12 protein-coding genes are annotated in these 15,079 nt (G+C 68.4%); 8 read left to right on the top strand and 4 right to left on the bottom strand.

Features of this window, described 5'->3' with window-relative positions; all coding sequences use genetic code 11:
* Positions 1-130: 130 nt before the first annotated feature.
* From ACFWN7_RS07055 to ACFWN7_RS07045, 3 genes are all read left to right on the top strand, one after another.
* A complete protein-coding gene (locus tag ACFWN7_RS07055) occupies positions 131-523 on the top strand; it encodes a DUF485 domain-containing protein (protein ID WP_376938047.1) in 393 nt (130 codons plus the stop codon).
* Positions 523-2,127 carry a cation acetate symporter gene (locus ACFWN7_RS07050; RefSeq protein WP_376938046.1) on the top strand — a complete coding sequence of 535 codons (1,605 nt, stop codon included), beginning with the start codon at positions 523-525 and terminating at the stop codon, positions 2,125-2,127. Before ACFWN7_RS07055 ends, ACFWN7_RS07050 begins: the two co-directional genes overlap by 1 nt.
* Positions 2,128-2,625: 498 nt before the next feature.
* Positions 2,626-4,455: a cell wall-binding repeat-containing protein gene (locus tag ACFWN7_RS07045; protein WP_376938045.1), complete on the top strand. Its 1,830-nt coding sequence runs from the start codon at positions 2,626-2,628 to the stop codon at positions 4,453-4,455.
* A gap of 134 nt (positions 4,456-4,589) precedes the next feature.
* Here ACFWN7_RS07045 and ACFWN7_RS07040 read toward each other — a convergent pair whose 3' ends face one another.
* From ACFWN7_RS07040 to ACFWN7_RS07030, 3 genes are all read right to left on the bottom strand, one after another.
* Complete coding sequence (locus tag ACFWN7_RS07040; RefSeq protein WP_376938044.1) at positions 4,590-5,114, bottom strand: hypothetical protein; 525 nt, start codon at positions 5,112-5,114, stop codon at positions 4,590-4,592.
* A 130-nt stretch (positions 5,115-5,244) separates the two neighbouring features.
* The gene (lpdA, locus tag ACFWN7_RS07035) at positions 5,245-6,645 is read right to left on the bottom strand and encodes a dihydrolipoyl dehydrogenase (protein ID WP_376938043.1); all 1,401 of its coding nucleotides are present in this window, start codon (positions 6,643-6,645) and stop codon (positions 5,245-5,247) included.
* Between the two features lie 38 nt (positions 6,646-6,683).
* Positions 6,684-7,898 (bottom strand): ROK family protein, encoded by a 1,215-nt coding sequence (locus ACFWN7_RS07030; protein ID WP_376938042.1) that lies wholly within the window; start codon positions 7,896-7,898, stop codon positions 6,684-6,686.
* Between the two features lie 157 nt (positions 7,899-8,055).
* Between ACFWN7_RS07030 and ACFWN7_RS07025 the strand changes: the two genes are divergently transcribed.
* Positions 8,056-11,109, top strand: a complete 3,054-nt coding sequence (locus ACFWN7_RS07025) for an alpha-N-acetylglucosaminidase TIM-barrel domain-containing protein (protein WP_376938041.1) — start codon at positions 8,056-8,058, stop codon at positions 11,107-11,109.
* On the opposite strand, the gene lspA is transcribed toward ACFWN7_RS07025, so the two are convergent.
* Positions 11,085-11,678 (bottom strand): signal peptidase II, encoded by a 594-nt coding sequence (gene lspA, locus ACFWN7_RS07020; protein ID WP_376938040.1) that lies wholly within the window; start codon positions 11,676-11,678, stop codon positions 11,085-11,087. The two genes, ACFWN7_RS07025 and lspA, sit on opposite strands and share 25 nt — an antisense overlap.
* A 210-nt stretch (positions 11,679-11,888) precedes the next feature.
* Between lspA and ACFWN7_RS07015 the strand changes: the two genes are divergently transcribed.
* From ACFWN7_RS07015 to ACFWN7_RS07000, 4 genes are all read left to right on the top strand, one after another.
* Positions 11,889-12,800 carry a DMT family transporter gene (locus ACFWN7_RS07015; RefSeq protein ID WP_376938116.1) on the top strand — a complete coding sequence of 304 codons (912 nt, stop codon included), beginning with the start codon at positions 11,889-11,891 and terminating at the stop codon, positions 12,798-12,800.
* Positions 12,801-12,936: 136 nt separating this feature from the next.
* Complete coding sequence (locus tag ACFWN7_RS07010) at positions 12,937-13,296, top strand: GntR family transcriptional regulator (protein ID WP_376938039.1); 360 nt, start codon at positions 12,937-12,939, stop codon at positions 13,294-13,296.
* Positions 13,293-14,198, top strand: a complete 906-nt coding sequence (locus tag ACFWN7_RS07005) for an ABC transporter ATP-binding protein (protein WP_376938038.1) — start codon at positions 13,293-13,295, stop codon at positions 14,196-14,198. The genes ACFWN7_RS07010 and ACFWN7_RS07005 overlap by 4 nt, the downstream gene beginning before the upstream one ends.
* On the top strand, positions 14,195-14,965 hold the full coding sequence (locus ACFWN7_RS07000; RefSeq protein ID WP_376938037.1) for a hypothetical protein: 771 nt from the start codon (positions 14,195-14,197) through the stop codon (positions 14,963-14,965). The genes ACFWN7_RS07005 and ACFWN7_RS07000 overlap by 4 nt, the downstream gene beginning before the upstream one ends.
* Positions 14,966-15,079 lie beyond the last annotated feature (114 nt).

Here is a 15,079-nt window from a genome sequence, read left to right as displayed (position 1 = left end):
TTCGTCGTCGCAGCGGGGCCGTTCGTCGCACGATGGACACCGTTCGCCGACGACGAACGGCGAGCGCCCCCGGCGGTGCGGCACGCGGGCCAGCATGGTCCCACTGATCCCCCCTCGAAGGAGAGACGCCATGGGCAACGACGCCCCGAGCGTGGAGACGACGACACCTGACGTCGACTACCGCGCGGTCCAGCAATCACCCGAGTTCCAGACCCTCCGCCGCACGCACCGGAGCTTCGTGTTTCCCGTGCTCGGGGCCTGCCTCGTCTGGTACATCGCCTACGTGCTGCTCGCGGGCTACGCGCACGACTTCATGTCGACGCCCGTGTTCGGCAGCGTGAACGTCGCGATCCTCCTCGGGCTCGCCCAGGTGGTCACGACGTTCGCCGTCACCACCTGGTACGTGCGGTTCGCGAACAAGCGGCTCGACCCGCCCGCCGCCGAGATCCGCGACGAGATCGAGACGGATGCCGCCGCCCCTTCGACGGGCTCAGGGAGCGCCGTGGTGGGGGTGAACCGCTGATGCGACACCTCGAAGCCGCCGCGACCTCGCCCGGCGACCCCTGGCTGAACATCGCCATCTTCGGCGCGTTCGTGGCGATCACGCTCATGATCGTGTTCCGCGCGAGCCGCAACAACAAGACCGCGTCCGACTACTACGCCGCCGGCCGCTCGTTCACGGGCGGGCAGAACGGCTCGGCGATCGCCGGCGACTACCTGTCGGCGGCATCCTTCCTCGGCATCGTCGGTGCGATCGCCGTGAACGGGTACGACGGATTCCTCTACTCGATCGGGTTCCTGGTGGCGTGGCTCGTGGCGCTGCTGCTCGTCGCCGAGCTGCTCCGCAACACCGGCCGCTTCACGATGGCCGACGTGCTCTCGTTCCGCCTGAAGCAGAAGCCGGTGCGCATCGCCGCCGCGACCACGACCCTCGTCGTGTGCTTCTTCTACCTGCTCGCGCAGATGGCGGGAGCCGGCGGACTCGTGTCGCTCCTGCTCGGCATCGGCGACGAGGTCGGGCAGGCGGTCGTCATCACCGTGGTCGGCGCGCTCATGATCCTCTACGTGCTGATCGGCGGCATGAAGGGCACCACATGGGTGCAGATCATCAAGGCGGTGCTGCTGATCGCGGGCGCCGCGGTGATGACCGTGTGGGTGCTCGCCCTCAACGGCTTCAACCTCTCGACGCTGCTCGACAACGCGGTCGCGACGGCGGGCAACCCGGCGATCCTCGATCCGGGCCTGAAGTACGGCGGCTCCGAGGTCGCGAAGCTCGACTTCCTCTCGCTCGGCCTCGCGCTCGTGCTCGGCACCGCCGCGCTGCCGCACGTGCTCATGCGCTTCTACACGGTGCCGACCGCGAAGGAGGCCCGCAAGTCGGTCTGGGCGATCTGGCTCATCGGCATCTTCTACGTGTTCACGCTCGTGCTCGGGTACGGCGCGGCCGCCCTCATCGGTGCCGAGACCATCGCCGCCGCTCCCGGCGGGGCGAACTCGGCGGCGCCGCTGCTGGCGTTCGAGCTCGGCGGGCCGCTGCTGCTCGGCCTCATCTCGGCGATCGCGTTCGCGACGATCCTCGCGGTCGTCGCGGGTCTCACGATCACCGCGGCGGCGTCGTTCGCGCACGACATCTACGCGAGCGTCGTGAAGAAGGGCAAGCCCGAGGCCGGCGCCGAGGTGAAGGTCGCCCGTCGCACCGTCGTCGTGATCGGCGTCATCGCGATCATCGGCGGCATCGGGGCGAACGGGCAGAACATCGCGTTCCTCGTCGCCCTGGCGTTCGCGGTCGCGGCATCCGCCAACCTGCCGACCATCGTGTACTCGCTGTTCTGGAAGCGGTTCACCACGCAGGGTGCGCTCTGGAGCATGTACGGCGGTCTCGCGTCGGCGATCATCGTCATCGCGCTCTCGCCGGTCGTGTCGGGGTCGCCGACCTCGATGATCCCGGGCGCCGACTTCGACATCATCCCGCTGTCGAACCCCGGCATCATCTCGATCCCGCTCGCCTTCTTCCTCGGCTGGCTCGGATCGGTGCTCGACAGGAACACCGAGGACCCGGCCAAGCAGTCCGAGATGGAGGTGCGCTCGCTCACCGGCGTCGGCGCCGAGAAGGCGGTCGACCACTAGGGTTCCGGCGCGGCCGGAATGCCTGCCCGGGTCGCGTCGGATGAACACACGGGGGCGGATGCCGCGATTGCGCGTCGTGGCATCCGCCCCCGTTGTGTGCGCCGGATGCTTTGCGACCGACTCGAATCGAGTTGCCCGATTCTGTGCAGAATCGGGCATCTCAGAGCCGTGGCATCCGTCTACATGTTGATCACGTGACGTACGCGGTTCTTGAGGGCGGTGAATCGTCGTGCGCGGGCGTTGATGAGCAGGCTGCGATGCTCGAGCTCGCACGGGACGTGGCGAGGCGGCTGGATCGTTGGGAAGGGCGACGGCCGGTCACGTGGCTCCTACTCTGCAAGTCGGCGTCGGATGAGTTGTACCGGCCCGACGAGCGGCATCTGATGGCACCCCCGCCGCGAATTCGAGTCGCGACATGCCAACCGCCCCAGTTCAGGGGTCCCAACCGCTGACGGGCGGACCGCGCGGATAACGTGTTCCCGACCCTGAACACTTGGAGTGAACCTCTTGAAACGCAGCCTCGCGGCGCTCATTGCCGTGCCCGCCCTCATCATCACCAGCGCATTGACCGCCACCCCCGCACTCGCCGCTGATCCCGGCAGCACGATAACGCCGGCAGCGCTCCTCGAGGAACTGCAAGTCTCGGCGCCCTCGACCGTGGACTACGACCGGGACCGCTTCGCCGAAGGGCTCGACGCGGACAACGATGGCTGCAACACCCGCCGCGAAGTCCTGGCCGCCGAATCACTCGTACCCGTGGCGAGCTCTTCGGGCTGCACGATCACGGCGGGCGAGTGGTTCTCGTGGTATGAAGGCGTCACCCAGACGGACCCGGCGCAGCTCGAGATGGATCACCTGGTTGCGCTCAAGGAAGCCTGGATCTCCGGAGCGTACGCGTGGACTGACGAGCAGCGTGCCCACTACGCGAACGACCTCGATATCGACGAGACGCTGACGATGGTTACCGGATCGGTCAACGGCGCCAAGAGTGCCTACGACCCGGCAGAGTGGATTCCGTCGTACGAGCCGTCTCGGTGCGAATACGCGTCCGACTGGGTGGTCGTGAAGTACCGGTGGAACCTCTCGATCGATTCCGCCGAGCACACGGCGCTCAAGAACCTGATCGACTTGCACTGCGGCAGCAAGCAGATCATCGTTCCCGCAGTGCGCACCGACACTACCCCGTCTACGCCGACCGGCGGGGTGAATCCGCTTCCTGCGGGCACACACCGTTTGGCCGGCCCGGATCGGTTCGCGACCGCTGTGCAGATCTCGTCACGCTTCAACTCGGGTGTCGGGAAGGTCTACATCGCGACAGGATTCAACTACCCTGACGCGCTGTCCGCTTCGGCCGTTGCGGGTGCGGAAGGTGTTCCACTCCTCCTCGTCGCCTCCGACTTCGTCCCCTCGGTCGTGCTCTCCGAACTTCAGCGGCTCGCTCCGCAGCGGATCATCGTTGCGGGCGGCCCCACCACGATCCAGCCTGTAGTCGAAGAACAGCTGTCAACGATCGCGCCCGTCACACGCATCGCCGGCGCCGACCGGTACGAAACGAGCCGGATGCTCTCCGAGCAGGGCGAGCTCACCGGATCAAGCACGTTCGTGGCGACCGGCACGAACTTCCCGGACGCGCTCTCGTCCGCCGCCGCGGCCGGGTCCACGGACAGCGGCGTGGTGCTCGTGTACGGCCCCGGCGACAGCGTCGACACGGCGACCAAGAGCACCCTGCAGAACCTTGGCACGACCTCGGTCAAGATCGCGGGCAGCGCAACCACCGTCAGCAGCGGCATCGAGTCGTCCCTGGCATCCACCTACCCGGTCACCCGCTACTCCGGCGCGGATCGTTTCCACACCGGCGCTCTGATCAACCAGGCCACGTTCAGCTACCCGTCGACCGTGTTCCTCGCCCTCGGGGCGAACTTTCCAGACGCGCTTGCCGGCGGTGCGCTCGCGGCGGCAAGTGATGCGCCACTGTTCATCGTTCGTGGTGATTGCATCCCGGAGCAGGTGCACGATGTCCTGACGACGTGGAACCCCAGCAGTGTCGTGCTGCTTGGCAGTGAGGCGTCGCTCGACTCGAACGTCGCGAGCCTCACGGAGTGCGCTCCGCCGCCCGTTGACCCTGGCCCCGGCCCCGGCCCCGGCCCCGGGCCCGGGCCCGACCCGACGCCGTCGAACCCTGGTGACACGAAGAACTGCACGGACTTCGCTACGTGGCGTGATGCTCAGGATTGGTTCGAGAAGTACTTTCCGCACTACGGCGATGTCGCGCGCCTCGATCAGGACAACGACGGGATCGCTTGCGAATCGCGCCCTGGAGCACCCTGAGTTGAAATGGGGACAGAGGGGTTCCGTGGTGGTCCTTCCGCCTCGGGGCCCCTTGCCCCCTCCACCCGTAGTGTCGGTCGCTGCTTCGAATCAGTGGCATCAGGCCTCAATGCCTCGGGTCGTTCCGGGGGCAACTAATGGCCCTGCTCCCGGAGCCTGTCCACTAAGGCGTTCATGTCGCGCTTCCAGGCGCCCGCGACTCGAGGGATCGTGACTGTCTGCGTCCGTCGTCTGCCGAGGACATTCGTGAAAGTCACGGTGCCCTTGTTCCGCTTGGGATTGGCCGCGATGTCCATATCGAACGACTCCGCAGCAAGGATCTCGGAGCCAGTAGTGTCCGCAATGGTGAAGTGAACGACGCCGGCTTCGCCCGGTTCGATGAGCGTCCACTTTGGGTCGGTTGAGGCGGCCCCATCAACGTTCGATGTGCGGAGGTGTGTGGGATCGACCTCGAGGACGAGATCAACATCCCGCGCGCTGGTCTCGCCCGTGTTGACGAGCCGGAACTGGATCGCGAAGTAGTCGCTGGGAAGGAGCGGGTCGAGCTTGAAGAAGGCGTCCTTGTAGAGGCCAACATTCTTGTGCGCCCGCCATGCAATGTACGCGGAGATTCCTGCGACAACGGCCGAGGCGATTGCAATCCATGTCGAGAGCGTCATGTCCCGCACTCTATAGGCGCGTCCGCTCACCGGAGTACACCTCGACACGCCGTGTGCGACAATCACCGCCAATCAAGAAATGACTGGTCAGAGCCAAATACCTCAGCTTACCTGGGCCGATCAGCCGTCGCTACATGTTGATCATGTTGCCGGCGAGTCCGTGGTACGCCTCCTGCAGCGCCTCCGAGAGCGTCGGGTGCGTGTGCACGTTGCGGGCGAGCTCGAGCGCGCCGAGGTCCCACTTCTGCGCGAGGGTGAGCTCGGGCAGCAGCTCCGAGACATCCGGGCCGATGAGGTGGCCGCCGAGCAGCTCGAGGTACTTCGCATCGGCGACGAGCTTCACGAAGCCGACCGGGTCGCCGAGGCCGTGCGCCTTGCCGTTCGCCGTGAACGGGAAGGTGGCGACCTTCACGTCGTGGCCCTCGTCACGGGCCTGCTGTTCGGTGAGTCCGAAGCTCGCGACCTGCGGCGAGCAGAACGTGGCGCGCGGCATCATGCGGTAGTCGCCGAGCTCCATGGTCTCGGCGTCGCCGATCGTCTCGGCCGCGACCACGCCCTGCGCCTCGGCGACGTGCGCGAGCATGAGCTTCGCGGTGACGTCGCCGATCGCGTAGATGTGCGGCACGTTGGTGCGCATCAGCTCGTCGATGCCGATGGCGCCGCGGTCGGTGAGCGCCACGCCCGCGGCATCCAGTCCGAAGCCCTCGACGTTCGGCGCGAAGCCGACGGCCATGAGCACGCGGTCGACCTCGAGCGAGCCCGGCTGGCCGTCGGCGCCCTCGTAGGCGACGGTGACGGATGTCCCGTTGTCGGTGACGGTCTGCACCCTCGTCGAGGTGAGGATCGGAACGCCGAGCTTGCGGTACTGCTTCGTGATCTCCTTCGAGACATCCGCGTCCTCGTTGGGGAGCGCCCGGTCGAGGAACTCGATGATCGTCACCTCGACGCCGTAGTTGCGCAGCACGTAGGCGAACTCCATGCCGATGGCGCCGGCGCCGACGATCGCGATCGACCGGGGCAGGTCGCGGGAGAGGATCTGCGTCTCGTACGTGACGATGTTCTCGCTCAGTTCGACGCCCGGTAGCAGCTTCACGCGAGACCCGGTGGCGATGATGGCGTGGTCGAAGCTCACCGTCTCGGTCGACCCGTCGCCCTTCGCGACGTCGATCGTGTTCGCGTCGCGGAACGTGCCGCGGCCGTCGAACTCGGTGATCCCGTTCTTCTTCATGAGGTAGTGCACGCCCTTGACGCGGCCGTCGGCGACCTGGCGGCTGCGGTCGAAGGCGATGCCGTAGTCGAAGGATGCCTCGCCGCTGATGCCGAACTGCGCGGCCTGGGCGTGGAAGATGTGGGCGAGCTCGGCATTGCGGAGCAGGGCCTTCGACGGGATGCATCCTACGTTGAGGCACACCCCGCCCCAGTACCTCTCCTCGATCACGGCGGTCTTGAGTCCGAGCTGGGCGGCGCGGACCGCGGCGACGTAGCCGCCGGGGCCGGCGCCGAGGACGACGACATCGAAATGGCTGGTCATCCGCCCAGCCTAGGCGTGCCCGTCCGGTTGTCGCGGGATCAGGCGGTCGCAGTCGAAGGCGGTGCCGGCGGCATGGCCGATTCCCGATACAGGATGTCCCACGCCTCGTCGATCGCACTCGAGACGGCGCCGCGCACGACCGTGTTCTCAGCGAGCGGCGACACCTCCACCGTGATCGGCGAGGCCGCGAACTCCGTCAGACCGTGCTGCAGCGCGGCGGCGACGGCGTCGCCCGCGCGGGCGATGCCCCCGGTGACGAACACCCGATCGAGATCGAGCGCGAGGCAGATCGGCGCCAGCGCGCGTGCGACGATCAGCGCGACCTCACGGACGATGCCGACGGCCAACGGGTCACCGGCCGTCGCGAGCCGGAACACGGCCTCGGTCGGGTCCTGGCGGTCGAGGCCGATCGCCAGGGCGGACTGCGGCAGACCCGCGACTTCCTCCCGGACGATCGAGGCGATCCGCGCAGCCCCGACCACCTCCTCGAGACCGGTGGTCGCGCCGTTCCACGGGTCGGTCACCCGGAGCGCACCGATCTCACCCGCGGCCGAGGCTCGCCCACGGAACACCCGGCCGTCGAGCAGCAGGCCGGCGCCGAGTCGCTCACCCCATTGCACCGTCAGGAACGAAGGCGGCGCGTTCGGAAGGTCGCGCATCGCACGGGCCGCGAGGTTGGCGTCGTTCTCGATGGAGATCGCGCCACCCACGTACTCCCCGAGCGCCCGGGTGAGGTCGAGGCGCGACCACTCCGCGATGCCACGGGCGTAGTGCACCTTGGTGTTGTCTTCGATGACTCCGATGCTCGCGACCGTGATGGCACGAACCTGAGCCGGGTCGACTCCCGCAGTGGAGAGCACCTCCTCGATCACCGTTCCGCACAGTCGCAGGACGTCTCCGGCACTGCGCCATTCGTGTCGCTCGCTGGAGAACGCGAGTGCGGCTCCCCGTGCGTCGCTCACCTCGGCGGCGATCCGGTGCGGACCGATGTCGATGCCGAGCACGGTGAACGCACCCGGATCGACGGCGACGCGCTGCGCCGGCCTGCCGAGGGACTCGAGCGGGTCGTGGTGGACGACCCAGCCGCGATCGCTGAGCTCATCGAGGATCTGCACGACGGTCGGCCGCGTGAGCCGGGCGGCGGCGGCGACCTCGGAGATGCGCACGGGCTCGTCACGCCTGCGCAGGTCCTCCAGGACGCGGACGGTGTTCAGCTGTTTCAGCACAGCAGTGCCGACGGCCGGCCCGGTCATCACGACTCCCTGCCCTCACCCTGAGACCTCTCGAGCTGAGATTCTATATGAAGGGATCTTTCGATAAAACATTGCGAAATAGGGTCGCAGTCTGATTCTCTGTCTACACCGCGTCGATGCTGACGACGCGTTCCCTGTGTCAGGAAGGCGAACCGCGATGCGTCGCACCACTCCACTCACCCTTCGTGCCGTCGGCATCGCCGTGGCGGCGACCCTGATGCTGCCGCTCGGGGGCGGCCTCGCCAACGCGAGCACCATGGCCGTCACCGAGGGGCCGAGGCACGTACGATCCGCATCGGCTGCCGGCATCCGCGCGGCCGTCACCGCTCCGGACTTCGCCGGCGCCCGCGCCGCGATCGAGCGGCTCGTCGGGGCGGCCGCAGATCAGATCGACCTCGTCCGCATCACGAGCGAGGGCGGCAACGACCGCTACTCGGTCGCGGCCGTCGACGGACGCCTGCAGATCTCCGCGACGAGCGCCGCGACCGCCGTCGCGGGCCTCCAGGCCTATCTCGGCTCCATCGGGCGGTCCGTCTCCTGGAACGTGGGCAATGTCGCACTCGACGGCGCCCTGGAGTTGCCTGCGACACCGATCGAGGCGACCGCGAACGTGAGCCACCGCTTCTACGGCAACGACACCGAGGACGGCTACACCGGGGCGTATCGCACCTGGGAGGAATGGGAGCGGGCGATCGACGAACTCGCTGCGCTGGGCTTCAATGAGGTCTTCATGCCGGTCGGCAGCGAGACGGTCTACTCCGAGGTGTTCCAGCACTTCGGCTACTCCGCGGAGGAGATGCGGGAGTGGATCCCGCTTCCCGCGCACCAGCCATGGTGGCTGCTCCAGAACATGTCGGGGTACCCCGAAGGCACCAGCGAACACACTCTGCAGGCTCGTGCAAACCTCGGGCGGAAGATCGCCGACCGACTGCGTGAGCTCGACATGACGCCGGTGCTCCCCGGGTACTTCGGCACCGTCCCCGCCGGGTTCGGCGATCGGAACGCGGGCGCGAACATCGTTCCCCAGGGCGGCTGGGTCGGGTTCACCCGCCCGGACTGGCTCGACCCGAACTCCCCGGTCTTCGCCGGCGTCGCCGATCGCTTCTACGAGACATCCGCCGCCCTTCTCGGCGACTCAGGCATGTACAAGATGGACGTGCTCCACGAGGGCGGTCGCCGCGGGGACGTCGACGTGCCGAGCGCCGCGCTCGAGATCGAGGACGCGCTGCAGCGCGCCCAACCGGGCGCGACCTGGGCGCTCCTCGGCTGGCAGAACAACCCGCCGTCGGACATCGCGGCCGTCGTGAACCCCGACACCACCTTCATCGTCGATGGTCTCTCCGACCGCTACGACGGCCTCGACCGCGAGTCCCAGTGGAGCAACGTGCCATATGCGTTCGGCACCATCTGGAACTTCGGCGGCCACACCACGATCGGTGCCGAGCTCGCGCTCTGGAACACGCGCTACTACGAATGGCTCGCCGAGGCCGGCAGTGCCGTCGACGGCATCGCGGCAATGCCCGAGGGCGGCCTCAACAACCCTGCCGCGCTCGACTTCTTCGCGGGGCTCGCATGGCGGGACGCGCCCGTCGACACCGACGCGTGGTTCGCCGATTGGACGTTCCGCCGCTACGGCACCTCCGACGCGGAGGCGGTCGCCGCCTGGCGGATCATCGGCAGGACGGCCTATGTCCTTCCCGACAACGGCGGTTACAGCGAAGCGCAGGATGGGCTCTACGGCGCCGCGCCCTCGCTCGGCGCCTCGACCGCGGCAAGCTGGTCACCCGGGAAGATGGCGTATGACGCCGACGCGTTCGCCGAAGCGCTTCCGCACCTCCTCGCAGTGAGCGACGAGGTGGCGGCGACGCCGAGTTACCGTTACGACCTCATGGACGTGGCACGACAGGTGCTCTCGAACACCTCGCGGACGCTGCTGCCGCAGCTGCGCGCAGCCTTCCAGGCCGAGCAGGAGGCGAAGTTCGCGCAGCTCTCCGACGAGTGGCTCGCGAACATCGAGCTGCTCGACGCCGTCGTCGGCACCCAGCCGCAGAACCTGCTGGGCCGATGGATCGCGTCGGCGCGCGCGTTCGGTTCGAGCCCGACCGAATCCGATCTGCTCGAGCGCGATGCTCGAACGATCCTCACCACGTGGGGTGAGCAGGCCGCGGTCGCCGCCGGACTCAACGACTACGCGAACCGGGAATTCCAGGGACTCGTGGGCGGGTACTACAAGGGCCGCTGGGAGCAGTTCCTCGACGCGCACGAGACGGCCCTCGCGACGGCAAGCGCACCCGCGACCTTCGATTGGCATGCGGTCGGCGCCGCGTTCACGAACTCCACCGACACGTCGGGCTTCCTCCTCGAGCCCACCGGTGACATCGAGGCCCTCGCGGCGGAGGTCGTCGTGCGTCACGCCGAGGCACGGCCCGATCCGGTCGCGCTGCCCGACCCGCCGGGACCGGGCACCACCTACCTCTCCGACCTGCCGTTCGCCTCGGAGGAGTTCAACCCGACGTTCGGGCCCGTCGAACGCGACACGGAGGTGGGCGAGGCCGCACCGGGAGACGGCAGGCCGATGCGGATCGCGGGCGTCGCCTACGCGAAGGGCCTCGGCGTGCAGGCGCCCACGACGGTGACCTTCAACCTCGGAGGACTCTGCACCTCGTTCGACGCGGTCGCCGGCATCGACGACATCATGAACAAGCCCGATGCGGATCCGAACGTCACGTTCCGAGTCTACGGAGATGATCGACTGCTCTACGACAGCGGCGCGATCGGCAAGGGCGTCGCGAAGACCGTCTCCGTCGACGTCGGCGACGTCTCGATCCTGAAGCTCCACGTCGACCCCAACGGGCTCGACTGGTGGGACCGGGCGGACTGGGCCGACGCCAGGGTCGGCTGCGGAAGCGCAGAGCTGCCGCCTCTGGAGCTGTCGGCGTCGGCGCAGACCCGGTGCGTGGGATCGAAGGCCTTCGTGTCGGTGGCGGTGCGGAACGATGACGTCGCCCCGGTGGATGTGCAGGTGCACACCCCCTTCGGCACGAAGACGTTCGCAGCTGTCGCACCCGGGAAGAACGCGTTCCACTCGTTCGCCGTTCGCGCGACGAGCGTGCCGGCGGGCGCCGCGACGGTCACCGCGACCGGGACGGGCGAGCTGGCGACGGCGAGCTTCGATGAGTCCGTCGACTACCCAGCCAGGTCCTGCGGCTGATTCGGGTGATCCGGGCGCATCGCGATCCCGAGCGCCGTGAGCACGAGCAGCATGACGGCCCCGGCGAAGATCGCGATGTCGGCGATGTTGCCGATGAACCAGTCGAAGTAGGCGATGAAGTCGACGACGTGTCCCTGTCCGAACGCTGGAGCCCGGAGCAGGCGATCGAGGAAGTGCGTCGTGGCGCCGCCCAGCAGGAGTCCGAGGCAGATCGCCCAGGCACGCGACCGCACGCGCGAGGCGAACCACAACGCCACGATCGTGCCGACGCCCGCGAGGATGGTGAAGATCCACGTCGCGCCGGTGCCGAACGAGAAGGCGGCGCCGGCGTTGTAGGCGAGCTGGATGCCGAGGAGGTCGCCGAGAAGCGGCATCCGCTCGCCTTCGGTGAGGGCCTGCTCGGCCCAGAGCTTGGTCAGCTGATCGACGGCGATGACGGCGACGGCGATGGCGATGGCGATCCACGGGGCCGCCGCCGTCCACCGCTGCGGGCGTCGCCGCGTCGCGGCGATCGCGGGTTCACCCGGTGGGGTCGTGCCCGGGTCATCGGGGGTCGGCTGCTCGCTCATCGTGACCATCCTCGCAGGATGCAGGCCGCGACTGCCGACGTTCCGGCGGATTCCGGACAAGCACGTCGCGCGCCCCCCTCGGGCGTCGGTGGTGCGACGTACGCTCGACCGGTGAGCACGAACACCGCCTCGAATCCCGTGGTCACGGCATCCGCGCCGCCCGGCCCGAAGCGAGCCGGGCGGTTGTCGACGTGGGTGCAGTTCGTCGCCATGGGCGTCGTGTGGGGTGCGAGCTTCCTCTTCATGAAGGTCGCGCTCGAGGGCGTCTCGTTCGGCCAGGTCGCGTGGTCGCGCACGATGCTCGGAGCGCTCGCGCTCGGGGTGATCGTGCTCGTCACGCGCCCGCGCGTGCCTCGGGCCGACGGCACTCAGGGGCCGGTGCTTCCACGGGAGCGCGTCGTCTGGCTGCACTTCCTCGTGGTCTCGCTGACGACGTGCGTCATCCCGTACCTCTGCTTCGCGTGGGCCGAGCAGTACGTCTCGTCGAGCCTCGCCTCGATCTACAACGCGACGACCCCGATCATGACGGCGCTCATGGCGACGATGGTCTTCCGCGTCGAACGCCTCGGCCTCGGCCGCTGGGCGGGCGTCGGGGTCGGCATCGCCGGCGTGCTCGTCATCATCGGGCCGTGGCAGTACCAGGCGCTCACCGGGAGCCTGGCGGGGCAGCTGGCGTGCCTCGTGGCGACGCTCTGCTATGGATTCACCTTCGGCTACCAGCGTCGCTTCCTCAGCCGGCGCCCGATCGCGCCGGCCACGTTCGCGTTCCTCTCGATCGGCGTCTCGGCCGTCGTGATGCTCGTGCTCACGCCGTGGGTGGCGCTCTCGCCCGTCGAGCTCGACTGGACGATCGCCGGCTCGCTGCTCGCGCTGGGCATGCTCGGCACGGGCCTGGCGTATATCTGGAACATCAACGTGCTCCGCGCATGGGGGCCCACCGGTACCTCGACGGTCACGTACGTCACCCCGGTGGTCGGCGTCGCGCTCGGCGTGATCCTGCTCGGGGAGCGCTTCTCGTGGCACGAGCCCATGGGGGCCGTGCTCGTGCTGTTCGGCATCCTGCTCGCGCAGGGCAGGCTCCGGATGCCGCGGCGGCGCGTCGCGGCATCCGCCACCGCCTGACGCCGCACTGCGACATCCGCCCGCATTCGCTCGCTCGCGCAAGGCGTGAGGGGTTGACACGGGTGCACGAGCATGGTTGGTTAGTTACACAAGTAATGAACCAACCAAGGTTCGGCACGAGACCAGATGGGCCGGAATGGACGAATCGCGACCGATCTTCATCCAGATCGCGGAGCAGGTCGAGAACGACATCATCGACGGGACCCTGTCCGAGGGCAGCCAGATCCCGTCGACGAACGAGTTCGCGGCGTTCCTGCGGGTGAACCCGGCCACGGCGTTGAAAGGGGTGAATCGCCTTGTCGACGACGGGATCGTGGAGAAGCGACGGGGGATCGGCATGTTCGTGACCGCCGGCGCCCGCGAGCGCCTGATCGAGCGACGGCGAGCCGAGTTCGGCACCCAGTTCATCCGACCGCTCATCATCGAGGCCGAGAAGCTCGGCATCGACATCGACGAACTCGCGGGCCTCCTCCGCGCGGAAAGGATCCAGTCATGACCCGCACCGTGGCCCGCGCCAGCGGACTCACCAAGCGCTACGGCTCGTTCACGGCCGTCGACACCGTCGACCTCTCCCTGGAGGTGAACCGCATCTATGGCCTGCTCGGCCGCAACGGGGCCGGCAAGACGACGATCATGCAGATGCTCACGGGGCAGATCTTCCCGAACGGCGGCGAGCTCGAGGTCTTCGGCCGCGCGCCGGCCGAGCACGCCGACGTGCTGCGCCGCATGTGCTTCATCGCGGAGTCGCAGCGCTATCCCGAGGACTTCACGCCCGCGCACGTCTTCAAGGCGGCGCCGTGGTTCTTCGAACGCTGGGATGCCGCGTTCGCGGAGCAGCTCGTCGGCGACTTCCGGCTCCCGCTGAAGCGCCGCATCAAGAAGCTCTCCCGGGGCCAGCTCTCCGCGGTCGGAGTCATCGTCGGCCTCGCATCCCGGGCGCCGATCACCTTCTTCGACGAACCGTACCTCGGCCTCGACGCCGTCGCGCGGCACATCTTCTACGACCGGCTCCTCGAGGACTATGCCGCGCACCCGCGCACGATCGTGCTCTCGACGCACCTGATCGACGAGGTCGCGAACCTCCTCGAGCACGTCATCCTGATCGACCAGGGACGCATCCTCTTCGATCGCGACGCCGATGAGCTGCGCGGCTCCGCCACGACGGTGGCCGGCGCGCGCGCCGCGGTCGAGTCGTTCGTCGCCGACCGGCCCGTGATCGGGCGACAGAGCCTCGGCGGACTGGGATCGGTCACCATCGACGGCCGGCTCGACCAGGCCGCCCGAGTGCGCGCCGCCGAGCTCGGGCTCGAGCTCGCGCCCGTCTCGCTTCAGCAGCTCATCGTCCACATGACCGGCACGGCGCTCGACGCCGGCCCCGAACAGGAGGCCGCAGCATGACCGCCACCGCCGCCGTACCCGCCGCAGTCGCCGAATCGTCCACGCGCATCCGCCCGGTGGAGATCTGGCGTATCGTTCGCCTGCACACCGTCAATCCGTCGATCTTCTTCATCGTGCCCACCCTGATCCTGGCCGGGGCATGGGCGGTCACGATGTTCGTCGCGTACCTCATCATCGGGGTCGCCGGTGTGCCCGCCGAAGAAACCGCGTTCACCTACAGCTGGGCCGTGCTCTCGCCGCAGTGGTACCTCATAGTGGTGGGCGTGCAGGCGATCGCGTTCACCTTCCCCTTCGCACTCGGGTTCGGGGCGACGCGCCGCGACTACTGGGTGGGCACCGGCCTCATGTTCGTGCTGATCTCGCTGATGTACGCCGCGACGATCGCGACACTCCTCATGCTCGAACGCGCGACCGGGGGCTGGTGGATCGGCGCGGGTATGTTCGACGCGCTCTGGTACGTCGGCGCCGACTGGCTCACCGCGTTCTACACGACCTTCTCGCTGCAACTGCTCGTGCTCTTCATCGGCGCGGCCGTCACCACGGTCTTCATGCGCTGGCGCATGAAGGGCATGATCATCCTCCTCTTCGGCTCGGTCGCCGCCGTCCTGTCTCTGGTCGCCGGGCTCACCTTGACCGAGTCGTGGCCGGCGGTCTTCGCCTGGCTCGGCAGCATCGGCCTGGTGGGCGTGTTCACCGTGGTGCTCGGCCTCGCAGCCGCCTGCTCGGTGGCGGGATACCTGGTGATCCGGCGGGCCACTCCGCGCTGATCCGGCGCGCGCTGGCCGCGGGGGGGGGGCGGCGGGGGGGTAGGGGAGTCGGCGGCCGCCACGCGAGGGGCGCCGAGGTTGGACGTGACGGTGGGAGGGGGAAGATGCGAGATA

The sequence above is a fragment of the Agromyces sp. NPDC058484 genome (assembly GCF_042720415.1).
Taxonomy (GTDB): Bacteria; Actinomycetota; Actinomycetes; order Actinomycetales; family Microbacteriaceae; genus Agromyces.
The sequence above is the reverse complement of the archived record's forward strand: the minus strand, read 5'-3'. Positions and strand labels throughout refer to the sequence as shown.